The organism is Bacillus sp. M6-12, assembly GCF_002860285.1.
Classification (GTDB): domain Bacteria; phylum Bacillota; class Bacilli; order Bacillales; family DSM-1321; genus Peribacillus.
The window spans coordinates 1-24,140 of sequence record NZ_PGVF01000016.1 but is presented as its reverse complement, the minus strand read 5'-3'; the positions used below and the strand labels follow the sequence as shown (position 1 = coordinate 24,140).

Sequence of the window (24,140 nt, the reverse complement as noted above, 5' to 3'; positions counted from 1 at the left end):
TCCTCCTTATTTTTAAGTATTCTTTTCTATTTGGCGATTGCACGCGGCTCTTTTTCAGAAACACTATTATTCTTGGTAAAGAAATGATCAAACAGCATGACAATTATAGGAGTAACCGCAGCGACATAGATATTATCTATTCCTAATGGATTACCGCCAAGATACCAGCCAGTTGTCAAAATTACGGAAAAAATCATTCCTAATACTGCTCCTCGTCCACTACTAAAACGCGGGAAATAGAACATCAAAACGACAATAACGGCTAAGGTGGTTCTTAGAGCTCTAGCAAAAAAGACAGTGCTCAATATTTCTGGTGCAAAAATCGCGAATGGAATTGGAATCAGTCCCATAACAATTGTTGCAATTCGTGCAAACCGCAGCGATTTCTTGTCAGAAGCATCTTTATTAAAAATGGGATTGTAGAAATCTTTTAGTAGAAGGGCAGCCGACCCAATAGTTGAAGCGGCAACTGTACCAAAGACAGCAGCAATTAATCCAGCTATAACCAGACCCGCAAGAAAAGGATTCATTAACGTTGTCATCATAGGGAAAGCTTCTGCTGGCGCAATGTTTGGAAATATGATTGAGGCAGTCATTCCAATTAGAGATGCAACGATACCAACGGGAATTACCAGGAAACCGGCATAAATGCTTGCTTTCTTGGCCTTAGCCTGGTCTTGTGTTGAAGATATCGCCTGGATTATATATTGAGTTGAAAAAATGGAACCGATATTTGCTATTGTCCAAGCAATGATTGTTGACACGCCGATCCCAGTCCAGTTCATCATCTCAGAATCCAGATTCAAGGATAACTCTGAAAATCCACCCGCCGCGGCCAAACCGAATGCAAGGGCCAATATTAAACCCATATACTTGAAAAAAGCATGAATTAAATTCGTATATGCAACAGCAAACATTCCGCCTAAAGAGACGTAGGCTACAGTTATCACCCCAACAATTATTGCCGCCATTTCATGCGGGACTTTCAAAATTGCTGATAATGTAGCCGCACCGCCAGCGTACATTGAAACATTAACTACTGCCAGGGCGTAGATCATAATTAGCGAGGTTATAATACGTGCACCATTCCCATACGTTGTGGCAATCGCTCCAGAAATTGTATACTCTCCACGTTCATGAAACTTTTTTGCCATAGTGTAAGCAAATAGCGCAAATGCCACTGCAAGTGTAATCAAATTCCATGATGCTGAAATCCCTGTGCTATAAGCAGTTTGGGCTGTTCCGATCGTTGAGCCGGTTCCAATAAACTCCGACATCATTAAAACTCCAATAATAACGGGCCCGAACGCCTTTCCGCCTGTCATATACTTGTCGGAACTTTTTGAGAATTTTTTTGTATAAAAACCAAAAAATGCAGTAAACAAAATATACACGACGACTATTCCTAGAATTAATATATTTCCATTAAACAGAGTAACACTCCTCCTTTTAATCAGGCTGCAAAAATCATGAATTAATCATGAATTCATTTTCATTTAGTCCTTTCCACCGTTCAAAGAGTTGGGCATCAATACCAAACTGATCTAACGCCTTCCCCACACTTTGATTAATGATATCGTCGATTGATTTTGGTTTATGATAAAAACTAGGAACTGGAGGGAGGATTATTCCGCCATTCTCTGTTACAGATTGCATAAGCCGCAAATGCCCTAAATGCAAAGGTGTTTCACGCAACATTAGTACCAATTTCCTTTTTTCTTTTAAAGTTACATCGGCCGCCCTAGTGAGTAAGTTATCATTAAAACTATTAGCAATCGATGATAGAGTTTTGATCGAACAGGGTGCAATAATCATTCCGTCAACTTGAAATGAACCACTTGAAATGCTTGCACCAATGTCTTTTATGTCATAAACAAAACTACACAGTGATATTACTTTTTCCACCGAGTAATCAGTTTCATATTCGATTGTTCTCTCAGCCGAAGAACTAAATACCACATGACTTTCTATTCCTAGTTTGTTTAAAGTTTCAAGGCACCTAATACCGTAAATAGCTCCACTGGCACCTGATATACCTACAACGATTTTTTTCATCCGCTTTTCCTCCCTTTTCCTCACCATTTTCGGGATAATTAACAAGCTGTCTTTGAACCAGAAATGGTAAATGTGTATGAATTTTTCCCGCCCCAAGCCTGCAGTAATGACGACGACAAATCCAACATTATAAGTGGATTGGGATTATGATCAATGATCGAACGAAAAATCCTTTTATAAGAAAGCAACGATTTAGGTTTTTAACCATTGGAATCTTTTCATAAAAATTTCTTTGTTTACACCTATCATCCAATTAATTCACATACAGTTTTTTGGAATTGCTCGCTTTATCTTGAAAGCCCCGGTCAAATGAGCCCCTACTTTATTGAAAGCGGTTACAATTAAAATTGAAAATGATATTATTTTGGAAGAATTACTAAACTGAATATCACCCTCTTTTTTCTTAAAAAACAGAAATCTAATTTTTCTAAATATTAATATAATTATTGTGCAGGTAGTTTTAAATTATTGCTTTTGTGTGTATAAAATATGTTTATTTGAAATTATCTCTGCATTGCCAATGTTTATGTTCAATCTGAAATGCCATTTTCAGTCAGAATCCAAACTTTTTCATACTTTTCAAAATGCGGCAGGAGATTATGTATCTCCTGATCACTTTCTTCGAAATTTAAATATCCCACGTAAAGTAGAGTATATGACTCTATCCTTTTTATATCTGTCAATACATGTATGACTTTTTTTCGTGCATCTTCTTTTGAGATGCTGTGATATTTACAAAAAGCCCACCATCTTTTGTTATCTGCTTCTACCATAAACATATGGTCTCGATTGTCCATATTCTCACTGCTTTCTATTTTTATTTAAGTGCATATTAGCCTTAGTGGAGATAGGAGCGGAATAGGCAAACCCCCACAGAACACTGTGGGGGTTATACCGGAAGCAATTCTTATCTGCCCGTAAAGTTTGGTTTCCGCTTTTGGTCGAAAGACTCAACGCCCTCTTTGAAATCCTCTGTGCCTCTCAACATTCCGTAGGCTCTTCCTTCGATTTCCAATCCAGCACTTAGCGGACCTTCTTCAGCGGCATTTAGCACTTCCTTACATACACGCTGAGCTAGAGGAGAGAATTTTGTTAATTCTTTTGCCAATTGTTCTACTTCCTGATCAAGATCAGCTTTTTTGACAACCTTTGTTAACAGGCCCCATTGGTATGCTTCATCTGCAGGAATTCTTCTTGCTCTCATGATCATATCTTTTGCTCGGGTAAGGCCAACCGCTCTTGCAACACGCTGTGTACCTCCGCTGCCTGGTATCATACCCAAATTCATTTCTGGAAGACCTAGAAGTGTATCATCAGCAGCGATCCTGAAATCACAAGCCATTGCAATTTCAAAACCTACACCAAAGGTATAGCCCTGAAGCTGTGCAATTACTGGTTTCGGAGAACGTTCCGGCGCCGCTACGTTCACTCTCAAGCGTGATAATTCCTCAGGGTGACTTTCCATGAACTGCTGAATGCTTCCGCCTGCGCTAAACGCTTTATCTCCGGCACCTTTAATGATGATTACACGTACATCATTATCTTTGTCCAGCTCAGTAAAAATTTCCGCAAATTGCTCCCGTGCTGTCATGCTGATGTAATTCATTTTCTCCGGACGATCAAAAATGATAGTTGCTGTTTTGTTCTCGGTATTTTTTTCAACGCGGATGTGATCTAAATTAGTTGCGATTGTCATTAGAAAATCCCCTTCCATTATCCGATTATTTTATTAGTATCCTGGTAAAACTCGTATTCTCCATCTCTAAGCTTCCGGCGAAGTATCTTGCCTACCGGGCTTTTCGGGATCTCGGCCACAAAAACATAATTGCGCGGCCTTTTAAAATTGGATAGCTTTGAGTGTTCCTTACAGTATTTGTCCAGTTCCTGAACCGTAAGAGCCGGATCATTCGGGACGATATATGCGGAGACAATCTGTCCCCAGCGCTCATCATCTTCACCAACAACGGCTACTTCTGAAACCATAGGGTGTTTTGCTAGAGCATCCTCTACTTCCAGAGGATGAATGTTTTCTCCTCCGGAAATGATCATATCATCAACTCTGCCGACAACAAACAGATCTCCTTCGTCATCAATAACACCCAGATCACCGGTAAAGTACCAGCCTTCCCTTATGGCTTTTTGGGTTGCCTCCGGCCGGTTCCAGTATCCTTTAAACGCTTCACTGGAAGTGAGATTAACAATAATTTCCCCTATCTCCCCCTTCCCGACAATATCAGATGGAAGCGAGTGGCCATCAGCATCTGCTTTTACGATTCTGATATTTTGCTGAAGCCCGGGCTTACCTGCGCAGCCTGGTTTCAGCCCAACATTAGGACAAATCGTAAATGTGTACACCTCGGTGCTGCCGTAATGGTTTACAAACACTTCCGGCTTTAAAAGATTTACACATTTTTCTGTCAGAGCTGATGTCATGGACGCTCCAGCATAGCCTATTTTTCGGAGGCTGCCTAAATGATAAGTATGGAATTCCGGATGACTTAGAATATCATGGTATAAAGTAGGCACTAAATAAAGCGATGTAATTTCCTCGTTGCTTAATAGATCAAGAGCATCCTTTGCATCAAAGTCTGGCAGCACAACATACTTTCCATTCAGGAACGCTATGGAAAGCAGCGAACGCATCCCCATCGTATGATATAAGGGCATTGTTCCTAATGTGCTTTCACCATCTGTATACTGATTTTGAATAATGTGCGCCATTGCAGCTGAATATTCATTCTTATGGCTTCTTGGCACTCCTTTCGGACGCCCAGTCGTTCCTGAAGTATAGAGCATAAGAGCAATATCTTCATCATGAATATCAGGTTTACTAAAGGAACCTACACTGCGTTCAACTAATTCATCGTAATAAATATCTGCTCCCTCTACCGCCCCAAGCCCTATCAATATAGGTTTCTCCTGAAAGGTAGCCTTCAGCACAGCATCCTGGCTTGAGCTTTCATAAACAACTGCTTTTGCTTCAGAATCATTTACACAATATTCGACTTCTTTAGCAGAGAGCCTGTGGTTTATAGGCGTGTAGACAGCACCAATTTTTTGTATAGCCCAATATAAAACAGCATTTTCAAGCCTGTTCTTTAAGACGATAACAACCCGGTCCCGCTGCTGGATTCCCATTCGTTGAAGGGAAGAAGCAACCTTAATAGCTTCCTTATTTAGCTGTGTATAAGTGTATCGTTTTGTTTCCTCCACTAAGGCTGTCCGGTTTGGATGACGTTCAACTGCAAAATCAAACATTGCTGACAGGTTCACATATTCAGCTCCCTTCTATTTATATGGCTTGTTTTTTGTCCTCCACCGTCTTCTCAATGGCTTTAATAATCCCATCATAGCCAGTACATCTGCAAAGATGGCCGGAGAGCATTTCTTTTATTTCCTTTGAGGATGGATCTGGATGCTTAGATAAGTAATCCTCTGTGGACATCAAAATCCCCGATGTACAAAACCCGCACTGCAATCCATGGCACTCCTTAAAGTTTTGCTGCAGCGGAGTAAGATTTCCATCCTCACTTAGTCCTTCAACCGTCCGGATTTCCTGTCCTTTTGCCTGAACAGCAAACATTAGGCAGCTTCTGACAGCTGAGCCGTTCACAATAACGGTACAAGAACCGCAGACTCCATGCTCACAGCCAACATGTGTTCCAGTTAGACCACATTTTTCGCGAATGAAATCACTTAATAGCATTCTGGACTCTGCTTCTTCACTATATGTTTTGCCATTGATGGTTACATCGATGATATGCATTCCCAACTTTATCAGCTCCTTGCTCGACTGTAGGCTGTTTGAATTGTTCTTTTTGAGAGAATCTTCGCCAAGTGTCTTCTATATTCCGCAGATGCATGTAAATCAGACTCCGGATCGACTGTATTCGCCACAATCTCCGCCACCTTATCCAGAAGAGTTTCAGACAGCTCTTCCCCAACCATTAACTCATTTGCCTCCTCAACCAATAGCGGAACGGCTTCTACTCCGCCTAGAGCGAGCCTTACCTTAGAGATCTTATTATAATCATCCAAAGTAAGCTGGCAGGCTGACGCAACTAGGGCAAAATCACCGTGGCGTCGGGAAATCTCATCAAAAGCATAGCCTGATCTGCCTTTCCAAATAGGTATATGGATTTGCGTTAACAGTTCAGTTGGCATAATATCCGTCGTTAAATACGTTACAAAAAATTCTTCAAGTGCAACGGCTCTTGTCTCCTCCTTAGAGGAAATGTGAACAGTTCCGCCAGAGGAAAGCAAGGCCAGAGGAATTTCTGCTGTTGGATCGGCATGAACAAGGCTTCCTCCAAATGTCCCTCTGTTTCTAGTTTGGACATGGCCGATAAATGGGACAGCTTCGCTTAATAATCCGCATTTTTCTTTAATAAGCAAAGAATGTTCTACTTCACTTTGTCTGGTTAAAGTGCCAATCTTTACATTATCATCATCAAAATCTATAAAATTAAGATCTTGTAAATGATTGATATCTATTAAGCAATCAGGTGCAGAAAGCCTCATATTCATGATTGGTACCAGGCTCTGTCCGCCGGCAATTATTTTTCCGTCGAATCCTGATTCCTCTAGCAAAGAAAGAGCATCCTCTACTGAAGCGGGACAATAGTAATCAAATTTTGCTGGCTTCATGGTTTATCCCCCCTTAGGCACTCGTTTCTATGCTTTTTAATTCCTTACTCAGCTTTTTGAAAAAATCCTGGATAATTAATTTAGCCACACCGCCAAGCATTCTTTGGCCAATCATTGCGACCTTGCCGCCAATTTCTGCTTCATAGGTATAAGAAAGCTGTGTTGTATTTTCATCAATGGGAGTCAGGTCGATAACCCCCGCAGCCTCAACATTTCCGGGTCCTCCTTCGCCTTTTACAATAAGCTTGTAGTGGCCCGGTCTTTCGATATCAGCTATCTCGATGGTTGATTCATATTTTCCTTTAACAGCTGCTATTCCAATTGATAAATCCGCATTATATTTGTTTTCTTCTACCAGTTCGAGCTTCTGGCAGCCCATAATGCATTTTTTCAATACATTGGGATCAAGTAAAACATCCCATGATTTTTCTATGCCTGCATCCAATTTCAAACTTCCGCTTCCATTCATTGTCCTTCACCTCTTTTAATAATTTCTAACCAATTGTTTAGAGAGTTTATCCCATATTTTATTAGGTGTTAAAGGGAGTGAATCAATTGTGATGTTATAGGGTCTTAATGCATCATTCACTGCATTGGCAATGGCCACTGGAGCGCTCATTGTATTTCCCTCGCCAAGCCCCTTTGCGCCTAATGGCGTAACCGGTGACGGTGTCTCGATGTGTTTAATCGTTACTTTTGGAATTTCAGGTGCTGTTGGACAAAGATAATCCATGAATGAACCTGTTAAAAACTGGCCTTTCTCGTCGTATGCAAGTTCTTCGAATAAAGCTCCTCCAAGACCATGTACTAATCCTCCATAAATCTGGCCATCAACGATCAGAGGATTTAGAAGTTTTCCGGCATCATGGACTGTAAAATAATCCAGGATGTTAACTTCTCCTGTATCAGGATTGATTTCAACAGTAACCATATCTGCAACAAAACCATAGGTAATGGATGAATTAATTAGATCATTTTCATCCGGCGGTTCAGCAATTTTTGCAGTATAGTAGTATGTTTCATAGATTCCAGGCTCCATGTCGTCCGGAAGGGATAGAGGATTCCAATGTGCTGATCCGGCAGCCCTCTTGATCGGATATTTTTTTGATGGATCCTTTACCGACTTAATGAGAGCGTTTTCAATTTCCAGTTCATCTTCCGGTACCTGCAATTGGTGTGCCGCTATTTTAATAAGTTTTTTCTTCACCTTGTGGGCTGCATAATATACAGCACTTGAACCTAAGGAAGCAAATCTGCTTGAGTAGCTTCCGGAGGCAATGGACCAGGCACTTGTTGAGGTGTCCAGCTCAGCAACCACATTAATCTGATGAACGGGGATTTGCAGCACATCCGCGACAATTTGTGCGGCTACTGTCTCATGCCCCTGCCCTGAAGGCGTGGTACTGATTCTTACATTTACACTGCCCGTAGGATCCATTGAAATCGTTGCTGCTTCAGCACAGCCGGATTTAGGCAGAGAGCCTGCTCTTTCTTCAGGCGTTAAGGCTACTGTAATATAACCCATGTTAGATCCTGAAGGTTCAACGATGCATGCAAGGCCTACGCCAAGTATCCTTCCCTCTTTTGCCGCCTGCTTTTGTTTCTCCCTGAATTCCTGATATTTGCCGGTATCCAGTGCAAGCTGAAATGCTTTTTCATAATCTCCGCTGTCATAAATGCCGCCCGAGGCCGTATGATAAGGGAATTTTTCCTTTTTTATCAGGTTCTTCTCGATCACTTCGGCTGGATCCAGCTGAAGTTCAAAGGCAATTTTCTGCATGAGCCGTTCAAGCGGGAAGTAAAGCTCCTGGCCCCCGTATCCCCTAATAAGGCCTGTTGGCAATTTATTGGTCATTACAACATAACCATCAATCATTAAATTGGGAATATCATAGGCTCCTGTAGAGTTCGCGTGTGTGCGATATAGACACGCTGGTTCTGGGGCCCGGATATAAGCTCCCACATTATCCATCATTCTCATCTTCAAACCGAGGACTTTTCCGTCATCATTGACGGCAGCTTCAATATATGTCACACGATCTGTACCGCTGGAGCTTGCAGAAAGATGTTCTTGCCGGTCTTCAATCCACTTAACTGGCACTCCTGCTATTCGGCTTGCTACTGCGCAAAGAACCATGTATGGGAAGGTTCCCGCTTTTATTCCGTAGCTTCCTCCTATATCCTTCGGGACAATGATTCTCAGACGGTTGCCGGGAACCTTCAAGGCTCCTGCCATTACAGCCTGAATGACAAATGGTCCGTGGAAATTCGCATGAATTGTGTACTGGTCCGAGCTGGATTCATAATGAGCAATCATTCCATAAGTCTCAACCGGAGTGGCTGAGTATTTCGGAAATAAAAATTTATCCTTGATAATCCGATCAGCGGATTCAAACGCATCGTTGCAGTCACCATAATGGAAGCTGCGGTGATTGGCTATGTTTGAACCTACATTTTCATGGAGCAGCGGAGCATCTTCCTCCATGGATTTTTCAATATCCACAACCGGCTGGAGCGGCTCATATTTCACCTTCACCAATTCGGCAGCATCTTCGGCAATGTATCTGTTTTTTGCAATTACCACCGCAACAGGTTCCCCAACATAACGGACTTTATCGATTGCAATTGGATAGTATTTTACTGGAGCACTTACCCCAACACTGAAAGGATTTATAAATTTCTCAACGTCTTTTCCGGTAATAACCGCTTTAACACCTGGAACCTTCCGAGCTTCATCCACATCTATAGATAAAATATTAGCATGCGGATACCCGCTCCTCACAATCGCTGCATGGGCAGTATTTGGCGGTGTGCCAATATCATCAATATACTTTCCTTGTCCCATTAGCAGCCTGGCATCTTCTACACGGCTGACCGGGGTTCCGATCATTTTGTCCATCTTGCAGACCTCCTTCCGAAGTAACTTTTGATAATCTTCCGGCGTATCGATATCTGAAGTGATTTTCTTGTCTATTACTGAATTACAAACTTCCTGCTGGTACTTTTTAATAATCGATCTGCCCCCTTCATCGCCTGAAATCTTCATAAGGCAGGAAAACAGCTTTCTATTAAATAAGACCGGATGCCCCTTTTGATTCTCATAGGATGCCTGAACGATTAATGGAGGTTTCTCCGGTTTACTATAATCCTGAATAACCCTGTTGATTTCCTCTGAGGCAATCAAAGGCTGGTCACCCACAAGAAACAGGGCTGCATCCACATTCTCAGGTACAGAAAGTATCCCGCATTTAACAGAAGAGGACATTCCCTGAACGGCATTCTCATTCAGTACCAGCCGATCTACCCCAGCATTTTTTGCTTCTTTTAAGAGTTCAGCATTGTCAGGATTGACTACTACGGTTAACCCGGATAAGTTAGACATCATGCTGTGATCTATAACGTGCCGCAAGATCGATTTTCCTTTAAAGGGGAGCAAAAGCTTTGCAGAACCCATTCTTCTGGAAAAACCTGCAGCGAGAATAATCCCCCAGACTCCTCTGTTAGCGTCTATAATAAAACCCCGCTCTCCCTGTTAATCATGGGCAGATTTGTCAGCTCAGTCAGCCTTAGGCCTGTGCCTCCACGGTACGTGATCATGATTTCGGCTATGATGCTAAACGCAATTTCCTCCGGGGTCTTTGAACCTATATCCAATCCTACAGGGCTATGAATCTCTCTGAGCATAGGGTTATTGAGCAGGTTTTTACTGGTGCTGATTATTTCGTTTGTTCTTTTTCGCGGTCCAAGCAAGCCGATATAGGCAGCCTCTGAGTGGATAATATCCTCAAGAATAGCTTGGTCCTGAATAAAGTTGTGAGTCATCAAAACAATGTAGGTATTTCTATTAATTTGAATATTGGGAACACTTCCGGCAGGGTAAACTATTAATTCATCTGCCTCAGGGAAATTTTCAGATGTTACAAAGGCTGGTCTGTAATCCAGCACTGTCACGTGCCAATTTAACGTCTTAGCCAGCCTGACCAGCGGTATTGCATCTGGCCCCGCTCCGAATATTGTTAGCTGGGGAATAGGAGCTGTATACTCATAAAAGACTTCAAGATTATGTTCCCCGCCAATGTAAGATAGCCTATTTTCCTGATTAAATCGGTTCTCTGTATAGTTTTTTTCAATTTCTTTAAAAGTAATTTGCTGCAAAATTGGTTCTTCTGGGTCAATAACCCACTTCAAACCAATTAGTGATTTTTTGGACGAATCTACAATAGTAATACTGTGGAGAGGTTTACGCAAAACATTCGAAAAGTATGAATCTATTTTTTCCGCTTTTTGCAAATCATCTCCAGGAATATACGGTTCCAGGAAAATATTCATTTTCCCATTACAGCCTAAGCCAAGACCCCAAACTAGATCGCCTTCATCCTGAAAATTGTAATGAACTGTTTGAGGTACTCCGGTGTTTAAGACTTCTTTTACATATTCCTTTAGGTCGCCTTCCACACAGCCTCCGCTTAAAAGTCCGGTTATTCTGCCATCCTCACCTATAAAGCATTTAGCCCCTGTTTTCTGATAAGTAGAACCTGACGTTGAGATTATTGTGCCGATTACGCCTTTTAAACCGTTTTGGCGATATTTCTGTATTTCCTTAGAAATGGCAAGCACCTTTTCACCTCCCGCTTTTCTCTGCTAAGGGCATCCCCACTTCCCAATGAAATTGATCCCGGTATTCGCTAGGGGTCTTTCCTACTATTTTTTTAAAAGCGGTTGCAAAATAACTCGAGTTTGCAAAGCCAGTGTTATTTGCAATCACTTCGATCGGAAGAGATGATAGCCTAAGCATGCTCTTGGCTTTCTGGACTCTCGTAAATGATAAATATTCAACAAAGGTCATGCCGGTTTCTTCTTTAAACAAGCGACTGAAATAAGAAGGGCTTAAATATACAAGTTCAGATATCCCTTTTAACGTCAGCGACTCCCCATAATTGATTTGAATATATTGTATTGCGCTTTCAATAGGATTTTTAATATCCGATATAAACTTTCCTGCCCTATTAAGCCCATGTTTGACCTCCGTACTAATTTCCGGAGCCAATACCCTATCAAAGGTTTCGATCAATTCATTTTTTGAAAGAGGTTTCAATAAATAGGAAGAAAATCCAGAGTTAATTGCCTCTTGTGCTAATTTAAACATCTTCAGCTGAGAGGCGACGATAATCGGTAATGAAGGGTACAACTGCAATGCTGTCCTGCCAAATGTAAGGCCATCCATATCTGGCAAGGAAAGATCGAGAATGAGTGCGCTTGGCTGACTCTGCTTGAGAAGAAGCAATCCTCGTTGTACGGTGCTTGATTCATAGATTGATAAGAAATGATATTTGCTTTCCCTTACAATATCGCAGATTTCTTTTCTTGCTTGTTGATCATTATCTACTATTAGCAGTTCCGACACTCTTTCTCCCCCTTAACTAAATATTAATCAAGTTGCCTGAAGAAAAGTTTCACTATTATGCTTAAATATTTTTAATATCATCTTATTTTCTGACTATTTTAAATACTATGGATAGTTTTCTTACTGAAGTTTCAATTTTTTGTTCTTCTTGTTTTAAATTTTTGTTCAGGTTAATAATATTCGTTTGTTTATAGTTCTTCAATATATCAAATGAAACCTGCATTTAAAATTTTGGATAAAAAGACATAAAGGATTGGCTTCATTATAAAGCTGTAACAATGATTTATCGTTTTCTAAAAATGCTGCTGTGTTCACTCCACACGGATCTTGTTTTTCTTTTTTCACATATTGCAGATTTATCCGATCATTTCTTCATTCTCTTTTATTTGCTTCTCTTTTTCAGAAAGAGCTTCCTGTTCATCTCTTAATCTATGGGCCAGCCTGGAAGCTGCGCTTGCAGCAATGCTTGCTACCATATCATCCAGGAAGGTATGAACTTTGTTTCCTTTTTTGGTATCCAAATCCCTGATGATTCCTATTTTGTTTTTGTCTAAGTGTCCAAACGTTGTAACGCCAATACTTCCATATCCCAGTACTGCTCCAAAGGCGATGGTTTCATCAACCCCAAATAGCCCTTCATCGGATTCAACAATGCTTTGGAGCGGCTCGGATAATTTCCCCTGTTCTGCCAGCATGTCCAATTCTACGCCAACCAGGATGGCATGCTGGATCTCCCTCTTCACCAGCACTTTTTCCACGCTTACTAAACATTCTTCCAGCGTTAAATCATTATTATAAGGAAATTGCATTTCATACACGATTTCAGCAATCGCTTCCAGAGATACACCACGCATTTCGAGCGCTTTCAATGCGGCTGCTGTAACCTCTTTGCTATGTACACGCCTATTAGCCATTCCTTCCATCTCCTTTAAAACAGCTTTTTCATTTAATTATATCATTTATGCTAGAATAGTTGGTGGTAAGCCCTTACAACTTTTTAAAGGGGGAAATAAAAATGAGCGTAGCTAAGGGGACAATTAAGGAGTACTCTTTGTTCAGCAAAGAGCTTGGAGAAGAAATGGAATTGCTGGTATATCTTCCTGCTTCTTTTTCTACATTATATAAATACAGTATTTTAATTGCACAGGACGGAAGAGATTATTTCCAGCTTGGCAGAATAGGGAGAACCGCTGACGCCCTTCTTCATGATGGCGAAATTGAAAATCTGATCATCGTAGGAATCCCTTATCGAAATGTGGATGACAGAAGAAGCAAGTACCATCCCGAAGGTGACAAACATCAGGCGTATATGCGCTTTCTCGCACACGAGCTTGTCCCGTACCTGGATCAAGAGTTTCCGGGCTATCATATGGGGATGGGCCGCGCGTTAATTGGCGATTCCTTAGGAGCCACCATTTCACTGCTGACTGCATTGCGTTACCCGCATACCTTTGGGAAGGTTGCGCTGCAGTCTCCTTATGTGGATGAACATATAATGGAAGCAGTCCGGAACTTTAAAGAACAGCAGCTGCTGGAGCTTTATCATGTGGTTGGAAAAAATGAAACCGAAGTGCCAACTACCGATGGAAAAACGAGGAATTTTATAGATCCTAACCGGGAATTGCAGGCATTATTCAAGTCAATGGGATATTCATGCTTTTATGATGAATTTGATGGTGAACATACTTGGAAATACTGGCAGCCTGATTTAAAAAGGGCATTAATGGAAATGTTTTAGGTAGGGTTACATCTGCTTTGGTTTTTAACATTACCTCGTTTTCCGAAAATTTGGTATAATAATGTAACACATGAATTACTTGCTTATTACTCAGGATACAGGAGGTTTACTTATGAAATATGGTGTTGCTATCTTTCCATCGAAAAAGCTTCAAGATCTTGCGAATTCTTATCGGAAACGGTACGATCCGCATTACGCCTTGATTCCTCCGCATGTTACAATAAAAGGTCCTTTTGAAGCAACCGATGACCGGATTAAAGAAATTGCCGCAAAGCTGGAAGAAATCACTAGCCAGTCAAAGCCATTTACGTTGAACGTACTTAAGGTTAGCTCATTTCAGCCGGTTAATAATACAATTTATTTTAAAATCGAAATGACAAAAGAATTGGAAACACTTCATAACAGCCTCCATGGAGAAGATTTCTTCAACGATGAATCGGAATACTCTTTTGTCCCTCACATCACGATCGGCCAAAAGCTATCCAACGATGAGCATTCTGATGTCTTCGGCCAGCTGAGAATGCTGGACCTTAGGCACGAAGAACAAGTTGACCGCATTCATTTGCTTTATCAGCTTGAGAATGGTTCATGGACTGTTTATGAAACGTTCAGGTTAGGAGAGGAATAGGAAAGTGAAGGTTAAAACTGTTGCCAGCCAAAAAGAGCTGGAGGACGCATTTATTGTTCGAAAAACTGTTTTTATACATGAACAAAATGTTCCCGAAGAAGAAGAAATCGATCAATATGAAAATGATGCCGCCCACTTCGTGCTTTATGACAGCAATAATTCTCCAATTGGGGCTGGACGGTTCCGCACACTGGATGGAATCGGAAAAGTAGAAAGAATTTGCGTTTTGTCTGACTCCAGGGTAAAAGGCGCCGGCAGGGCAATCATGGATCATATCGAGGAATATGCGAAAGAAAAAGGCGTTCAAAAGCTTAAGCTGAACGCACAAACTCACGCAATTCCTTTTTATGAAAAGCTTGGATATGACACAGTATCTGAAGAATTTCTTGATGCAGGGATCCCGCATAAAGCAATGGAAAAAAAGATCTAAAACAGTGAAAAGGAGGATTGCCGGAAAAGCCGGGTCCTCCTTTTTTATAATCAACCAGGGTAAAATGAAAAAACACGGGTCACTCGATTAGCGGGATCGGGCCGGTTTGGCATTTGGCTAAATAATTTAGAATTAAGATAGATTATTTTAGATTTTAATAGATTATTTTAGATTTTGATAGATTTTTTTAGGAATCGGATAATTCTCACTTCAAAAGTTTTTCTGATCTAGAAATAGCCTAGCCAAGTGCAGCCGGAACAGCATTCCGTCAAACTTCATTCATTTTCAGGTCGGTTCCTTAAGGAATTAAAAGAAATTTCACCCATATTTATTACGTTTGACTAAAATGAAAACAAAAAAACGACCAGTATCACCCTGATCGTCCATTTTGAATAGCATTGTTCTACCCTCGGCAGACTTGACTTTCGCCTTGACATTTTCCGAAACCATCCGTTTATCACGATTACACGACAGTATTAAAATTTCCGCCTTTACCGGTCATTTCCGCCGTAGTCCGGTAAATGATTTCTTTTGCTACCGATTTTTTGCTTTTGCCCTCGAACAAGTAATAATCTCGGACAGTTTCTTTTTTCTTCTCAATTTTCGCTTCAGCTTCTGTATCATCAATCTGCTCTTTAATATAGTGGTCGAACTTTACTGGCTGGATATTATGAATACCTTGCACCGGCCTATTGGTCCTTTGGTCGTTTTCTACACTTCGATTGGTGTATTGAATGTAATCATAATGCGTAAACGGTATTATGTATCCCATGGTATCCACCTCTCCCTTTTTAACGCGATTCGGGCAATACTGTTAATTTTTTTTACCCGATCTTCCGCCCAGATAAACACTATGAACATGTTCTTTTTGTTTATCATATGTTTTGATATGATAAATATTGACGAATTTTTACTACAACGAGGTTTTTTATCTATGAAAAAAGCTATTTATCAAAACAATACGGTTGATCTTGCCTATTTATGTCCGGAGCGTCTTCAGTCCCTGTACGAAAACGGGAAAAAGGGCGAGCTTTCCTGCCTGCATTGTAAAAGCCCTGTAAAGCTTTACCTCGGCATCCAAGAGGAACCGCATTTTTACCATATTTCTAAAACAGAAACGAATTGTAACGATTTTATTAAAGAAAGCTCTGCGCCTATAGCGGTTCATCCACAGGAAGATAGTTATGTGGAACAAGGTGGCTTTCGGATCCCGAAATCCCGTGCAATCATCAAGGAACAACAGGCAGCGGCTGCTGCATTTGCAAAAAGCCGTCCGATTGCTGGAAATCCGCCGCACATTGAAAAAAGCTCCGCAAGCATTTCTTCCCCGCCAAATTATTTGTCTGAGCTAAATAGCAGCGGCGTTACACTTGATGGACAGCAGCTTCTGGCAGCCTCGGCAATCGATGGACCTGTCCTGCTGGTATCGGGAGCAGGCAGCGGAAAAACACGGGTGCTGACTGTCCGGACTGCCTTTATGATCACTGAGCTGGGAATCGATCCGCGAAGCATCATGCTTGTTACCTTTACTGTGAAGGCTGCAAAGGAAATGAAAGAAAGGCTCCTTAGTTATCCCCAGGTTGATCCTTCAGCTGTTCAAAAAATAGTGTCCGGAACCTTTCATAGCATCTTCTTTAAAATCCTCATTCACCATGAGCCTGCAAAGTGGCGGAGAGATTTACTGCTAAGCCGCGATTGGGAGCGTCAGGCGATACTTCAGAAAGCTGGACGCGAACTGGAGCTTGATGAAAAGGAATTTGCTTATGACCAGGCACTGCAGCAAATTGGCCTTTGGAAAAATACATTGATATTCCCGAATGATGTAAAGCCTGAAACAGAATGGGAAGAAACTTGCAAGATCCTTTATGAGAGATATGAAGAGCATAAGCAGCAAACCGGATCCTATGATTTTGATGATATGCTGGTTGGCTGCCATAATCTTTTTAGGGATAACCCGCTGCTGCTTGAAAGATACCAAAACCGATTTTCTTATTTTTTAATTGATGAGTTCCAAGATATCAATAAAGTTCAATACGAGCTTATCCTTTCCCTTTCCAGGAAAAACAGGAATGTTTGTGTGGTCGGTGATGATGATCAGTCCATTTATTCTTTCCGCGGGAGCGACCCATCCTTTATCCAGAATTTCCCCAGTGACTTTCCGGGTGCAAAAGTGATCAAGCTTACTGAAAACTACCGCTCTTCCCATGAAATTGTTGCCACAGCCAACCGGATTATTAAGAGAAATCAAAACCGGTTGAGCAAAGCCATGCGCGCCCAGCATAATTTTGGTGCCCCGCCAATGCTGTTTTATCCTTATGATGAAGAACAGGAAGCAACCATGATTGTCACAGATATCCAAGAAAAAATTGCAGAAGGTGCACGCCCCGGTGACTTTGCCGTACTGTACAGAACCCATTCCATGTCCCGAGCCATGTTCGAACGGCTGGCAGTTTCAAATTTGCCGTTCAGAATTGAAAGTGATGCCGAATCCTTTTATAACCGGCGTATTGTAAAAGGAATGCTGGCTTTTCTGAGACTTAGCCTGGATCCGGATGATCCGAAAGCTGTTTCAGAGATTATTTCTGCTTTGTTCCTGAAACAGAGTGTGCTTCAGGAGATAAAAGCACAAAGTATTTTGCAGGATTGTAATTTGATTGAAGCATTCTCTTTTATTAAAACGGCTCATGCATTCCAGCAGAAAAAGCTGAAGGCTCTGCCAAAGCAAATTCAATCACTCCGCAGCCTTTCTCCTATAGTTGCCCTTGAGGTTATTGAAAAAGAGCTGGGATACCAGGAGTTTGTAAAGAAACGGGGTAATGAAGGCAACATCGAAAAAGGGTCCGATGATGTACGTGATCTGAAGGTGGCAGCAAAAAGATTCGAAACGATAGCTGCATTCCTGGAACACGCCGACCATATGAGAGCAATGAATTCCGAGGTTAAACAGCTTTCAAAGCATTTTAGCGATGCCATCCAGTTAACGACGATACACCGGGCTAAAGGTCTCGAATATAAAAACGTTTATGTACTGGGTGTTGTCGATGGTGGACTTCCTCATGATTATTCGCTGGAAGCCCTCCGCAAGGGTGACAGTTCAGCACTTGAAGAAGAACGCAGGCTTTTATATGTAGCAATGACACGCGCGGAGACTGAGCTTTACCTTTCCGTTCCGCAGACAAGGAGAGGCAAAACCGCACATCAATCCAGATTATTGAAGCTTTAATTTTTTTATTTACAGGCAAATGTAACAGCTGCCAAAAATGAAGGAGTCTGGCCCAAACTAAAGACAGACTCCCTCCTTTTTATTTCTTGTTCAGCATTTGTGATAATGTGCCAAAATCGAGCTGTTTGCCATCCTTAACAATGGTTTTAATAATTTTTTCTTCCATTTCTTTATTGACAGGTTTATTAGCGATTTTCGAAACACGCTGAATTATGCTTCTCACTGTTTTTTCATCTTTAAAATTGGCACCCTGCAGAGAATTAGCCAGGTCAAAAACGTCCTTCATATTGACACCGGTCTTCTTTTCCATATTCTTAAAAAAGTTGTTATCCATTCACGAACCCTCCTTCTCTGTATTGCCATCTTATGCAAAGAAGGAAAATATGTGATTGCAGCTTTCGAAATCCAGATTTTACAAAAACAAGGACCTTCAGTGAAGAAATTTACTTCAACCCCGTGAAAAATTTTTTATTCCAAGAAAACTTGTATGATTTCCATGAAAAAATTTATTATTCCGTGAAAACCGGCATGAATTCCGTGAAAAAATTTTTATTCCTCGAAAAACGGCTTGAATTCCGTATAACATCCACTATGTTATTAATAACTTTTAAACTTGGATGAACCCAGTGCAATTTCCCCCTGAAACCGGTATGATATAATTTTTCTCATTAAAAATTTCACCTGTCAGTTCTTTCATATGTATAAATAAATAACGGAATAGGGCCGGCAGCCCATTCCGTTACATTTGATTAGTAGCTGAAGGAAGCTCCAACGATAATTAAAAGAATAAACAGCACTACGATTAGAACAAAAGAACTGCCGTAGCCGCCGCCATAACCACCGTAACCATAACCGCAGCATCCCTGTCCGCCATATCCAAACATGCAATGTCACCTCGCTTTCGCTTAGTACACTGTTAAGATATGTAACGGCGAACCTCTATGTATGGGCGGTGTCCTATATACTCATGCCCAATTTCATGGCAAGCGTTTACGAGTACAATGTGGAGCGATTCACCGCCGTTATCCTTTCGGCCTGAATACAAGAGCCCCTATAAAACCAAAGACTATTGCTGCTGAGATACCAGAGCTTGTGACTTCGAACATTCCGGTCAACACACCCACCAGCCCATGCTTTTCAGCCTCCTGCATGGCTCCGTGAACAAGCGCATTGCCAAACGATGTGATTGGAACTGTTGCTCCAGCCCCTGCGAAATCCATAAGCGGTTCGTAAAGGTTCAATCCGTCCAATATTGCTCCGATTACGACCATTAAACTTAATGTATGTGCAGGAGTAAGCTTTGCCACATCAAATAAAAGCTGTCCAATTACACAGATCACACCTCCAACGATAAAAGCCCAGAAAAACATTGGGAACATTCCGCTTCCCTCCTATATATTTGAAATAAAAAACTCCATTGCGATTTCTAAATAATTTGAAGCCTCGGTCAGCTTTCAATTTACTCGACTGAAAAAAACGTGCAGTTTACTCAAATAGCTAGCAGAAATAAAGTAAAACTGCCAAAAGTAAAGGATTAGCCCTCCAAAACCGGTCCTCGCGGGCCGAAAGTGTATTTGAACCTCTTAGCCAGTTCATCAATTTCAATTTACTTGCGGAAGTAATGGAATTACTGTCCCAAAATACACTGTTACTTGCCGGGAATGAAAGATTTACTGTCCAAAACCTGTATTTTACTTTCCAAAGCTGTTTGAATACTATCTAAGGCAGTACCTCAGAATCAGTTACTCGCCAAATTTGATAATCACCCGTTAAACTTCCCGGCTAAAATTAAACGCCAAGTTTTCTAAAAGAAAGAATTATTCTTCCATCTGGTTTGTTCCAAATTCAATTGCTACTGCGTGCGCGATGGTCGGTATAGAGTCTTTTTGCTGGAAAGACAGCGGTGACAGCAGGGCACCTGTTGCTACGGCCAATATCCGCTTATATTTTCCTTGTTTCATTTGGTTGAAAATATGGCCGTAGAGTACAGTTGCCGAGCAGCCTGCACCGCTTCCTCCGGATTGGACTTCCTGATCCTCGTTATATATCATAAGCCCGCAATCGCGAAACTTATCTTTATGAAGAGTTAGCCCTTCTTTTTTCAGCAATTCATAGGCGGCTTCTCTTCCGATTGTAGCAAGATCCCCAGTGATCACTAAATCGTAATGGTCAGCTGACAGCTCTAAATCCTTGAAATGTGCAAGAATCGTATCGGCAGCCGCCGGGGCCATTGCTCCACCCATGTTAAAAGGATCCTTAAGCCCTTTGTCTACTACCCTGCCGATAGTTGCATGCGTTACCCGCAGCTGAGGCTCCGGATGGTTTTCTCCTGATGAAAGTAAAGCCATGCCAGCCCCTGTAATCGTCCATTGTGCTGTAGGCGGCTTCTGCCCGCCGTATTCAGTTGGGTACCTGAATTGCTTTTCTACAGCTGCATTGTGACTGGATGCTCCTGTCAGAACATATTTTGCTGCACCTGAATTAATGATCAGCGATGAAAGCGCTAGCCCTTCCATTGATGTAGAACATGCCCCGAATAAACCGAAATACGGAATTCCAGATGTACGCGCTGCAAATGAGGTAGGCGTAATTTGGTTAATCAAATCTCCGGCGAGGAAAAACTGTACATCCTGTTCAGTGACGCCGCCCTTTGCCAATGCTTTCTCCACCGCTTTTTCCACTAGCAGCCGGTGCGCCTTTTCATATGTATCCTGTTCCATCCAGAGATCGTCATAAAGAAAATCAAAATCATCCGCCAGCTTGCCATTCTTTTCGAACGGTCCACCGATAACTCCAGTAGAGACAATCAGCGGTTTATTATTAAAGTGCCATGTTTGCTTCCCTTTTAGCATCATTTACCCTCCAATCACCATCAGGACAATTGTTTTTATCAGTGCCACAACGAATGCAGAAAATACCCCAAAAACAATTACAGATCCTGCAAGTTTAAAAATGTTCCCGCCAACACCTAGTACCAGCCCTTCCGTACGATGCTCAATTGCAGCTGATATTACCGCGTTGCCAAATCCGGTGACCGGGACTGCACTGCCTGCGCCACCAATCTGTCCGAGGCGATCATAGACACCGAAGCCGGTTAACAGCAGGGCAATGAAAATTAAAGTTGCTGTTGTTGGATTTCCAGCCGTCTGCTCGGTAAAATTAAAAAAATAAATATAGAAATACATGATGGCCTGTCCAATCAAGCATATAGTTCCGCCGACTAGGAAGGCTCTGATACAGTTTTGCCACAACGGCCTTTTCAGCTCGTACTTTTTCTGAAGATCTTTATAATCCTGTTGGTTAATCTTTAAATTTTCCTTATTTTTATTTGCCATATTCAGAACCTCCTTTACTATGTTTGTTCCTTTTGTAATTTAATTATGCTCTTAAATTGATCGTTCGCTTTTTTCCTGGAATACTTCGGATTTTTTAATTTTTCGTTTAACTCTACAGCCTCGAGGAAAATTTTATAATCGCTGGAGACAATAAAATTTTCTTCAGGGTATTTTTTCTCAAGTTTTTTTGTTAGGGTGCTCTCAATCTTTTTCATCTTGAATCGCTTGAGATGGCGGACTTTATAAGCCACCAGGACTTCCTTTTTGCCTGTAATAATTGCAGCGTCGTAGATTTCCGGCTGCTTTAGAACCTCTTTATGAAGTTTCTCGGCAAATGCAAATTCCTCACTTTTTTCATCCAGTACAGCTGGGTGGGGATTCGTCGTCCTTAATAAAGACAATCGTGTTTCGGTACTCTTGCTCTTGCTTTGTTCAGAGCATCCTCCCACCGCAAAAAATAGCGCTATGGATATAGCCAGTTTGATAATACCGGACACATTCTTAACAACTGTGACTGCCATAATACACACACTCCTACATATATTCACTTTTTATATTGTTCTCCTTAAGATGGAATATATGCCCCAATATTTTTGAAACAAAAAGAGAAATAGGAGGAGTTCCTATTTCCCTTGTATGATTTATTTATACTTTTTCTTTTTGCCGCATCCGCAGCCTTTTTTCTTTCCGTCAGATTGCTGCTGCGGCTGAGACGTTGCTGATTTTTTTATTCTTTTTATCACGAAGCTCGCCTCCAATCGTGTTACCCCTACACTTTAGTTTATGTGCACGTACAAATGTTGTTTACACCCTAACCTATAAATTTCGGCACATTTTCTTATTCCTGTATCATATGGTGAACCGCAGTTTCAATTAGCGCCGCGAGTCCCGCTACAGCCAGAACAACTAGCACCGGACCGAAAAACCCAGGTATAAACAGGTACAAACCGTAGAAGATCATTGATACCCATATTCCTGTACACCAATAACAGCTTAATAGCCGACCAATAAATCCTCTTATCCCATTTTTTTTAGGCACGATATATATTTCCGTTTCGCCCTGCTTATTGATTTCTTCCTCCTCCTCAAAAAAAGGAGCCCTAAAAAACTCTGTTATGGAGTCAAACACAATTAATCTTGTCATTCGGAAACTTGCCAGTGAAAGCAAAAAGAAATCCAATACATTTTCGATCAAAATATCACCTCCATTTAATGATTAATAATCTTTCCACCTAATCCGTCCTGTGTAACAGAAAAAGGAATGCAATCTCCAAAGAACATCCCTTAATAAATCAAATTTAAAATAACCGAAATAGGTTTTTGACTAAAAATAGGCTATTTACCGATACCATTTATCACTGTTCAACATACTCTGTAAGTGACATAAGTCAATAAATTTTACAGGAGGAATTTTGAATGGGTTGCGGACACGATAAAGATACTAAAAACTGCGTATGTGATACACTGGCGGCAGTAGCAGCTGCTCAAGATATGGTTGATAATAATAACGGCTGTGATGCGAGCTGCGAAATCGCTATCGGTGAACTTAAAGGTGAAGTTCTTGGAGTAACAACACTTTTTGACACCATTCCTCTGCTGCTTACATGCGGCTGCGAGCCTTTTATGGCAACTGGTGCTTTAAGAGCCATGAACGATAACAATCACAAAAATAACATGGCGCTTTATGACGTATTCCAAAGCTTCTTATTCCGTGTAAATGAAGTAGACACAGACACTTGCTGTGCAACACTTGAACTACTTGATATTGACAACGGAAAAGGCGATGGCCGCGGCGGTCAAGGCGGTCAAGGCGGCGGCAAAAATAAATTTGGAGATTTCGAAAATTTCATTAAAGATCTTCAAAAAGCCGACATGATTGTTCGTACACGAATCTGCATAACTGTTGACTTAAATTGCTTCTGTGCTGTTACATGCCTGCCTCCAGTTGCTACAGTAAATCTATAAAGGAAATGAAAGAAAGGCTACTGCTCAAGTAGCCTTTCTTTATAGATTTAATATCGCGACTGTTTCAATTTGCCTAATATCACATTTAATCGGCCTCTTTCCATATCCCTGCTTTATAAAGACCATTTCTCCTGTCTTTTTTTCCAGCTGTCCCCGTATTACCTTACCATTAATTCTAAATTCACAATAAGGCTTCGGAACAATGGGCGGAAATTTTGCAAGATATTCAATCATTTCTCCCTTTGTCATCTCACTCATCTTTTTCTGCTTTTTCATCGGGACTTTATCGGATATTACCTTTCCTTGAGCACCCGATGTACTCAAGACTATTCCTTGATCTGAACCTTTAGAGGCTGTTTTCTCCTCATTGGTTGAGGCAGCTGAAGTCAGTCTTGCAAGAAAACTTTCCTTTAAAGCATTTTTATTACTTTCATTTTTCACAGATCCCTCATCTTGCTTCACACTTGCTTCCAATTCAACCTTTATAAGCGCTTCTTCCTCTTCCCTTGCCATTGCTTCCGTCTCAGCTTTTATTCGCGCTTCTTCTTCTGCTTCAGCTCTTAGCCGTGCTTCTTGAGCCCTCGCTTGAGCTTCTTCTTCCGCTTTTATTCGCGCTTCTTCTTCCGTCCTCGCCCTTGCTTCTGCTATCACTCTTAGCCGCGCTTCTTCTTCCGTTCTCGCCTGAGCTTCTTTCTCTACTCTTAACCGCGCTTCT

The 24,140-nt window shown here is 41.3% G+C and carries 26 protein-coding genes; 5 read left to right on the top strand and 21 right to left on the bottom strand.

Going from position 1 to position 24,140, the window contains the following annotated elements; genetic code table 11:
* Positions 1–26: 26 nt before the first annotated feature.
* From CVD28_RS18395 to CVD28_RS18340, 12 genes are all read right to left on the bottom strand, one after another.
* A complete protein-coding gene (locus tag CVD28_RS18395) occupies positions 27–1,325 on the bottom strand; it encodes a sodium:solute symporter family protein (protein ID WP_257985922.1) in 1,299 nt (432 codons plus the stop codon).
* Positions 1,326–1,467: 142 nt separating this feature from the next.
* Positions 1,468–2,055 (bottom strand): UbiX family flavin prenyltransferase, encoded by a 588-nt coding sequence (locus CVD28_RS18390; RefSeq protein WP_101594816.1) that lies wholly within the window; start codon positions 2,053–2,055, stop codon positions 1,468–1,470.
* A 530-nt stretch (positions 2,056–2,585) separates the two neighbouring features.
* Positions 2,586–2,852: a hypothetical protein gene (locus CVD28_RS18385; protein WP_101594813.1), complete on the bottom strand. Its 267-nt coding sequence runs from the start codon at positions 2,850–2,852 to the stop codon at positions 2,586–2,588.
* A gap of 110 nt (positions 2,853–2,962) precedes the next feature.
* A complete protein-coding gene (locus CVD28_RS18380; protein WP_101594809.1) occupies positions 2,963–3,751 on the bottom strand; it encodes an enoyl-CoA hydratase/isomerase family protein in 789 nt (262 codons plus the stop codon).
* A gap of 17 nt (positions 3,752–3,768) precedes the next feature.
* Complete coding sequence (locus CVD28_RS18375; RefSeq protein WP_101594805.1) at positions 3,769–5,328, bottom strand: class I adenylate-forming enzyme family protein; 1,560 nt, start codon at positions 5,326–5,328, stop codon at positions 3,769–3,771.
* A 19-nt stretch (positions 5,329–5,347) separates the two neighbouring features.
* A complete protein-coding gene (locus CVD28_RS18370) occupies positions 5,348–5,821 on the bottom strand; it encodes a (2Fe-2S)-binding protein (RefSeq protein WP_180954234.1) in 474 nt (157 codons plus the stop codon).
* An 11-nt stretch (positions 5,822–5,832) separates the two neighbouring features.
* Positions 5,833–6,702: an FAD binding domain-containing protein gene (locus tag CVD28_RS18365; protein WP_101594797.1), complete on the bottom strand. Its 870-nt coding sequence runs from the start codon at positions 6,700–6,702 to the stop codon at positions 5,833–5,835.
* A gap of 13 nt (positions 6,703–6,715) precedes the next feature.
* The gene (locus tag CVD28_RS18360; protein WP_101594793.1) at positions 6,716–7,171 is read right to left on the bottom strand and encodes an SRPBCC family protein; all 456 of its coding nucleotides are present in this window, start codon (positions 7,169–7,171) and stop codon (positions 6,716–6,718) included.
* Positions 7,172–7,186: 15 nt separating this feature from the next.
* Positions 7,187–10,156, bottom strand: coding sequence for a molybdopterin cofactor-binding domain-containing protein (locus tag CVD28_RS18355; protein WP_101594790.1), 2,970 nt, complete (start codon positions 10,154–10,156; stop codon positions 7,187–7,189).
* A 53-nt stretch (positions 10,157–10,209) separates the two neighbouring features.
* Positions 10,210–11,319: an XdhC family protein gene (locus tag CVD28_RS18350; RefSeq protein WP_101594787.1), complete on the bottom strand. Its 1,110-nt coding sequence runs from the start codon at positions 11,317–11,319 to the stop codon at positions 10,210–10,212.
* A gap of 4 nt (positions 11,320–11,323) precedes the next feature.
* The gene (locus CVD28_RS18345; RefSeq protein ID WP_101594785.1) at positions 11,324–12,106 is read right to left on the bottom strand and encodes a response regulator transcription factor; all 783 of its coding nucleotides are present in this window, start codon (positions 12,104–12,106) and stop codon (positions 11,324–11,326) included.
* Between the two features lie 356 nt (positions 12,107–12,462).
* Positions 12,463–13,020, bottom strand: coding sequence for a phosphatidylglycerophosphatase A family protein (locus CVD28_RS18340; RefSeq protein ID WP_101594782.1), 558 nt, complete (start codon positions 13,018–13,020; stop codon positions 12,463–12,465).
* A gap of 101 nt (positions 13,021–13,121) precedes the next feature.
* Between CVD28_RS18340 and CVD28_RS18335 the strand changes: the two genes are divergently transcribed.
* The 3 genes from CVD28_RS18335 to CVD28_RS18325 all read left to right on the top strand — a co-directional run bounded on the left by CVD28_RS18335 (position 13,122) and on the right by CVD28_RS18325 (position 14,902).
* Complete coding sequence (locus CVD28_RS18335) at positions 13,122–13,844, top strand: alpha/beta hydrolase (protein WP_101594778.1); 723 nt, start codon at positions 13,122–13,124, stop codon at positions 13,842–13,844.
* A 112-nt stretch (positions 13,845–13,956) separates the two neighbouring features.
* Entirely contained in the window at positions 13,957–14,472 is a 516-nt protein-coding gene (locus tag CVD28_RS18330; protein WP_101594774.1) for a YjcG family protein, read from the top strand.
* A gap of 4 nt (positions 14,473–14,476) precedes the next feature.
* Positions 14,477–14,902 (top strand): GNAT family N-acetyltransferase, encoded by a 426-nt coding sequence (locus CVD28_RS18325; RefSeq protein WP_101594770.1) that lies wholly within the window; start codon positions 14,477–14,479, stop codon positions 14,900–14,902.
* A 463-nt stretch (positions 14,903–15,365) separates the two neighbouring features.
* On the opposite strand, the gene CVD28_RS18320 is transcribed toward CVD28_RS18325, so the two are convergent.
* On the bottom strand, positions 15,366–15,674 hold the full coding sequence (locus CVD28_RS18320; RefSeq protein ID WP_101594766.1) for a hypothetical protein: 309 nt from the start codon (positions 15,672–15,674) through the stop codon (positions 15,366–15,368).
* A 162-nt stretch (positions 15,675–15,836) separates the two neighbouring features.
* Here CVD28_RS18320 and CVD28_RS18315 point away from each other — a divergent pair, with 162 nt between their 5' ends.
* The gene (locus CVD28_RS18315) at positions 15,837–18,125 is read left to right on the top strand and encodes a UvrD-helicase domain-containing protein (protein ID WP_101594762.1); all 2,289 of its coding nucleotides are present in this window, start codon (positions 15,837–15,839) and stop codon (positions 18,123–18,125) included.
* Positions 18,126–18,204: 79 nt separating this feature from the next.
* Here CVD28_RS18315 and CVD28_RS18310 read toward each other — a convergent pair whose 3' ends face one another.
* The 7 genes from CVD28_RS18310 to CVD28_RS18280 all read right to left on the bottom strand — a co-directional run bounded on the left by CVD28_RS18310 (position 18,205) and on the right by CVD28_RS18280 (position 22,655).
* Positions 18,205–18,459: a stage VI sporulation protein F gene (locus CVD28_RS18310; protein WP_101594758.1), complete on the bottom strand. Its 255-nt coding sequence runs from the start codon at positions 18,457–18,459 to the stop codon at positions 18,205–18,207.
* Positions 18,460–18,874: 415 nt separating this feature from the next.
* Entirely contained in the window at positions 18,875–19,009 is a 135-nt protein-coding gene (locus CVD28_RS18305) for a YjcZ family sporulation protein (protein ID WP_101594754.1), read from the bottom strand.
* 138 nt (positions 19,010–19,147) lie between these two features.
* Positions 19,148–19,504, bottom strand: a complete 357-nt coding sequence (gene spoVAE, locus CVD28_RS18300) for a stage V sporulation protein AE (protein ID WP_101594750.1) — start codon at positions 19,502–19,504, stop codon at positions 19,148–19,150.
* Positions 19,505–19,942: 438 nt separating this feature from the next.
* Positions 19,943–20,977 (bottom strand): stage V sporulation protein AD, encoded by a 1,035-nt coding sequence (spoVAD, locus tag CVD28_RS18295; RefSeq protein WP_101594747.1) that lies wholly within the window; start codon positions 20,975–20,977, stop codon positions 19,943–19,945.
* Between the two features lie 3 nt (positions 20,978–20,980).
* Positions 20,981–21,460: a stage V sporulation protein AC gene (gene spoVAC, locus CVD28_RS18290; protein WP_101594744.1), complete on the bottom strand. Its 480-nt coding sequence runs from the start codon at positions 21,458–21,460 to the stop codon at positions 20,981–20,983.
* A 17-nt stretch (positions 21,461–21,477) separates the two neighbouring features.
* On the bottom strand, positions 21,478–21,981 hold the full coding sequence (locus tag CVD28_RS18285) for a YhcN/YlaJ family sporulation lipoprotein (RefSeq protein WP_142384796.1): 504 nt from the start codon (positions 21,979–21,981) through the stop codon (positions 21,478–21,480).
* A gap of 317 nt (positions 21,982–22,298) precedes the next feature.
* Complete coding sequence (locus tag CVD28_RS18280; RefSeq protein WP_101594741.1) at positions 22,299–22,655, bottom strand: DUF1360 domain-containing protein; 357 nt, start codon at positions 22,653–22,655, stop codon at positions 22,299–22,301.
* Positions 22,656–22,876: 221 nt separating this feature from the next.
* Here CVD28_RS18280 and CVD28_RS18275 point away from each other — a divergent pair, with 221 nt between their 5' ends.
* On the top strand, positions 22,877–23,425 hold the full coding sequence (locus tag CVD28_RS18275) for a CotY/CotZ family spore coat protein (protein ID WP_101594738.1): 549 nt from the start codon (positions 22,877–22,879) through the stop codon (positions 23,423–23,425).
* 39 nt (positions 23,426–23,464) lie between these two features.
* Here the strand turns inward: CVD28_RS18275 and CVD28_RS28220 are convergent.
* Positions 23,465–24,140 (bottom strand): cell envelope integrity protein TolA (locus tag CVD28_RS28220; RefSeq protein WP_180954217.1); only part of this gene is annotated, 676 nt, incomplete at its 5' end.

Bases quoted from the DNA above. Each gene is read 5' to 3' on its own strand.
- CVD28_RS18370 (WP_180954234.1), bottom strand. From the start codon at position 5,821: ATGCATATCATCGATGTAACCATCAATGGCAAAACATATAGTGAAGAA.
- CVD28_RS18340 (WP_101594782.1), bottom strand. From the start codon at position 13,020: ATGGCTAATAGGCGTGTACATAGCAAAGAGGTTACAGCAGCCGCATTG.
- CVD28_RS18275 (WP_101594738.1), top strand. From the start codon at position 22,877: ATGGGTTGCGGACACGATAAAGATACTAAAAACTGCGTATGTGATACA.
- CVD28_RS18380 (WP_101594809.1), bottom strand. From the start codon at position 3,751: ATGACAATCGCAACTAATTTAGATCACATCCGCGTTGAAAAAAATACC.
- CVD28_RS18305 (WP_101594754.1), bottom strand. From the start codon at position 19,009: ATGTTTGGATATGGCGGACAGGGATGCTGCGGTTATGGTTACGGTGGT.
- CVD28_RS18385 (WP_101594813.1), bottom strand. From the start codon at position 2,852: ATGGACAATCGAGACCATATGTTTATGGTAGAAGCAGATAACAAAAGA.
- CVD28_RS18365 (WP_101594797.1), bottom strand. From the start codon at position 6,702: ATGAAGCCAGCAAAATTTGATTACTATTGTCCCGCTTCAGTAGAGGAT.
- CVD28_RS18335 (WP_101594778.1), top strand. From the start codon at position 13,122: ATGAGCGTAGCTAAGGGGACAATTAAGGAGTACTCTTTGTTCAGCAAA.
- CVD28_RS18320 (WP_101594766.1), bottom strand. From the start codon at position 15,674: ATGGGATACATAATACCGTTTACGCATTATGATTACATTCAATACACC.
- CVD28_RS18285 (WP_142384796.1), bottom strand. From the start codon at position 21,981: ATGGCAGTCACAGTTGTTAAGAATGTGTCCGGTATTATCAAACTGGCT.
- CVD28_RS18360 (WP_101594793.1), bottom strand. From the start codon at position 7,171: ATGAATGGAAGCGGAAGTTTGAAATTGGATGCAGGCATAGAAAAATCA.
- CVD28_RS18310 (WP_101594758.1), bottom strand. From the start codon at position 18,459: ATGGATAACAACTTTTTTAAGAATATGGAAAAGAAGACCGGTGTCAAT.
- CVD28_RS18315 (WP_101594762.1), top strand. From the start codon at position 15,837: ATGAAAAAAGCTATTTATCAAAACAATACGGTTGATCTTGCCTATTTA.
- CVD28_RS18330 (WP_101594774.1), top strand. From the start codon at position 13,957: ATGAAATATGGTGTTGCTATCTTTCCATCGAAAAAGCTTCAAGATCTT.
- spoVAC (WP_101594744.1), bottom strand. From the start codon at position 21,460: ATGGCAAATAAAAATAAGGAAAATTTAAAGATTAACCAACAGGATTAT.
- CVD28_RS18355 (WP_101594790.1), bottom strand. From the start codon at position 10,156: ATGGGTTCTGCAAAGCTTTTGCTCCCCTTTAAAGGAAAATCGATCTTG.
- spoVAD (WP_101594747.1), bottom strand. From the start codon at position 20,977: ATGCTAAAAGGGAAGCAAACATGGCACTTTAATAATAAACCGCTGATT.
- CVD28_RS18395 (WP_257985922.1), bottom strand. From the start codon at position 1,325: ATGACAGGCGGAAAGGCGTTCGGGCCCGTTATTATTGGAGTTTTAATG.
- spoVAE (WP_101594750.1), bottom strand. From the start codon at position 19,504: ATGTTCCCAATGTTTTTCTGGGCTTTTATCGTTGGAGGTGTGATCTGT.
- CVD28_RS18390 (WP_101594816.1), bottom strand. From the start codon at position 2,055: ATGAAAAAAATCGTTGTAGGTATATCAGGTGCCAGTGGAGCTATTTAC.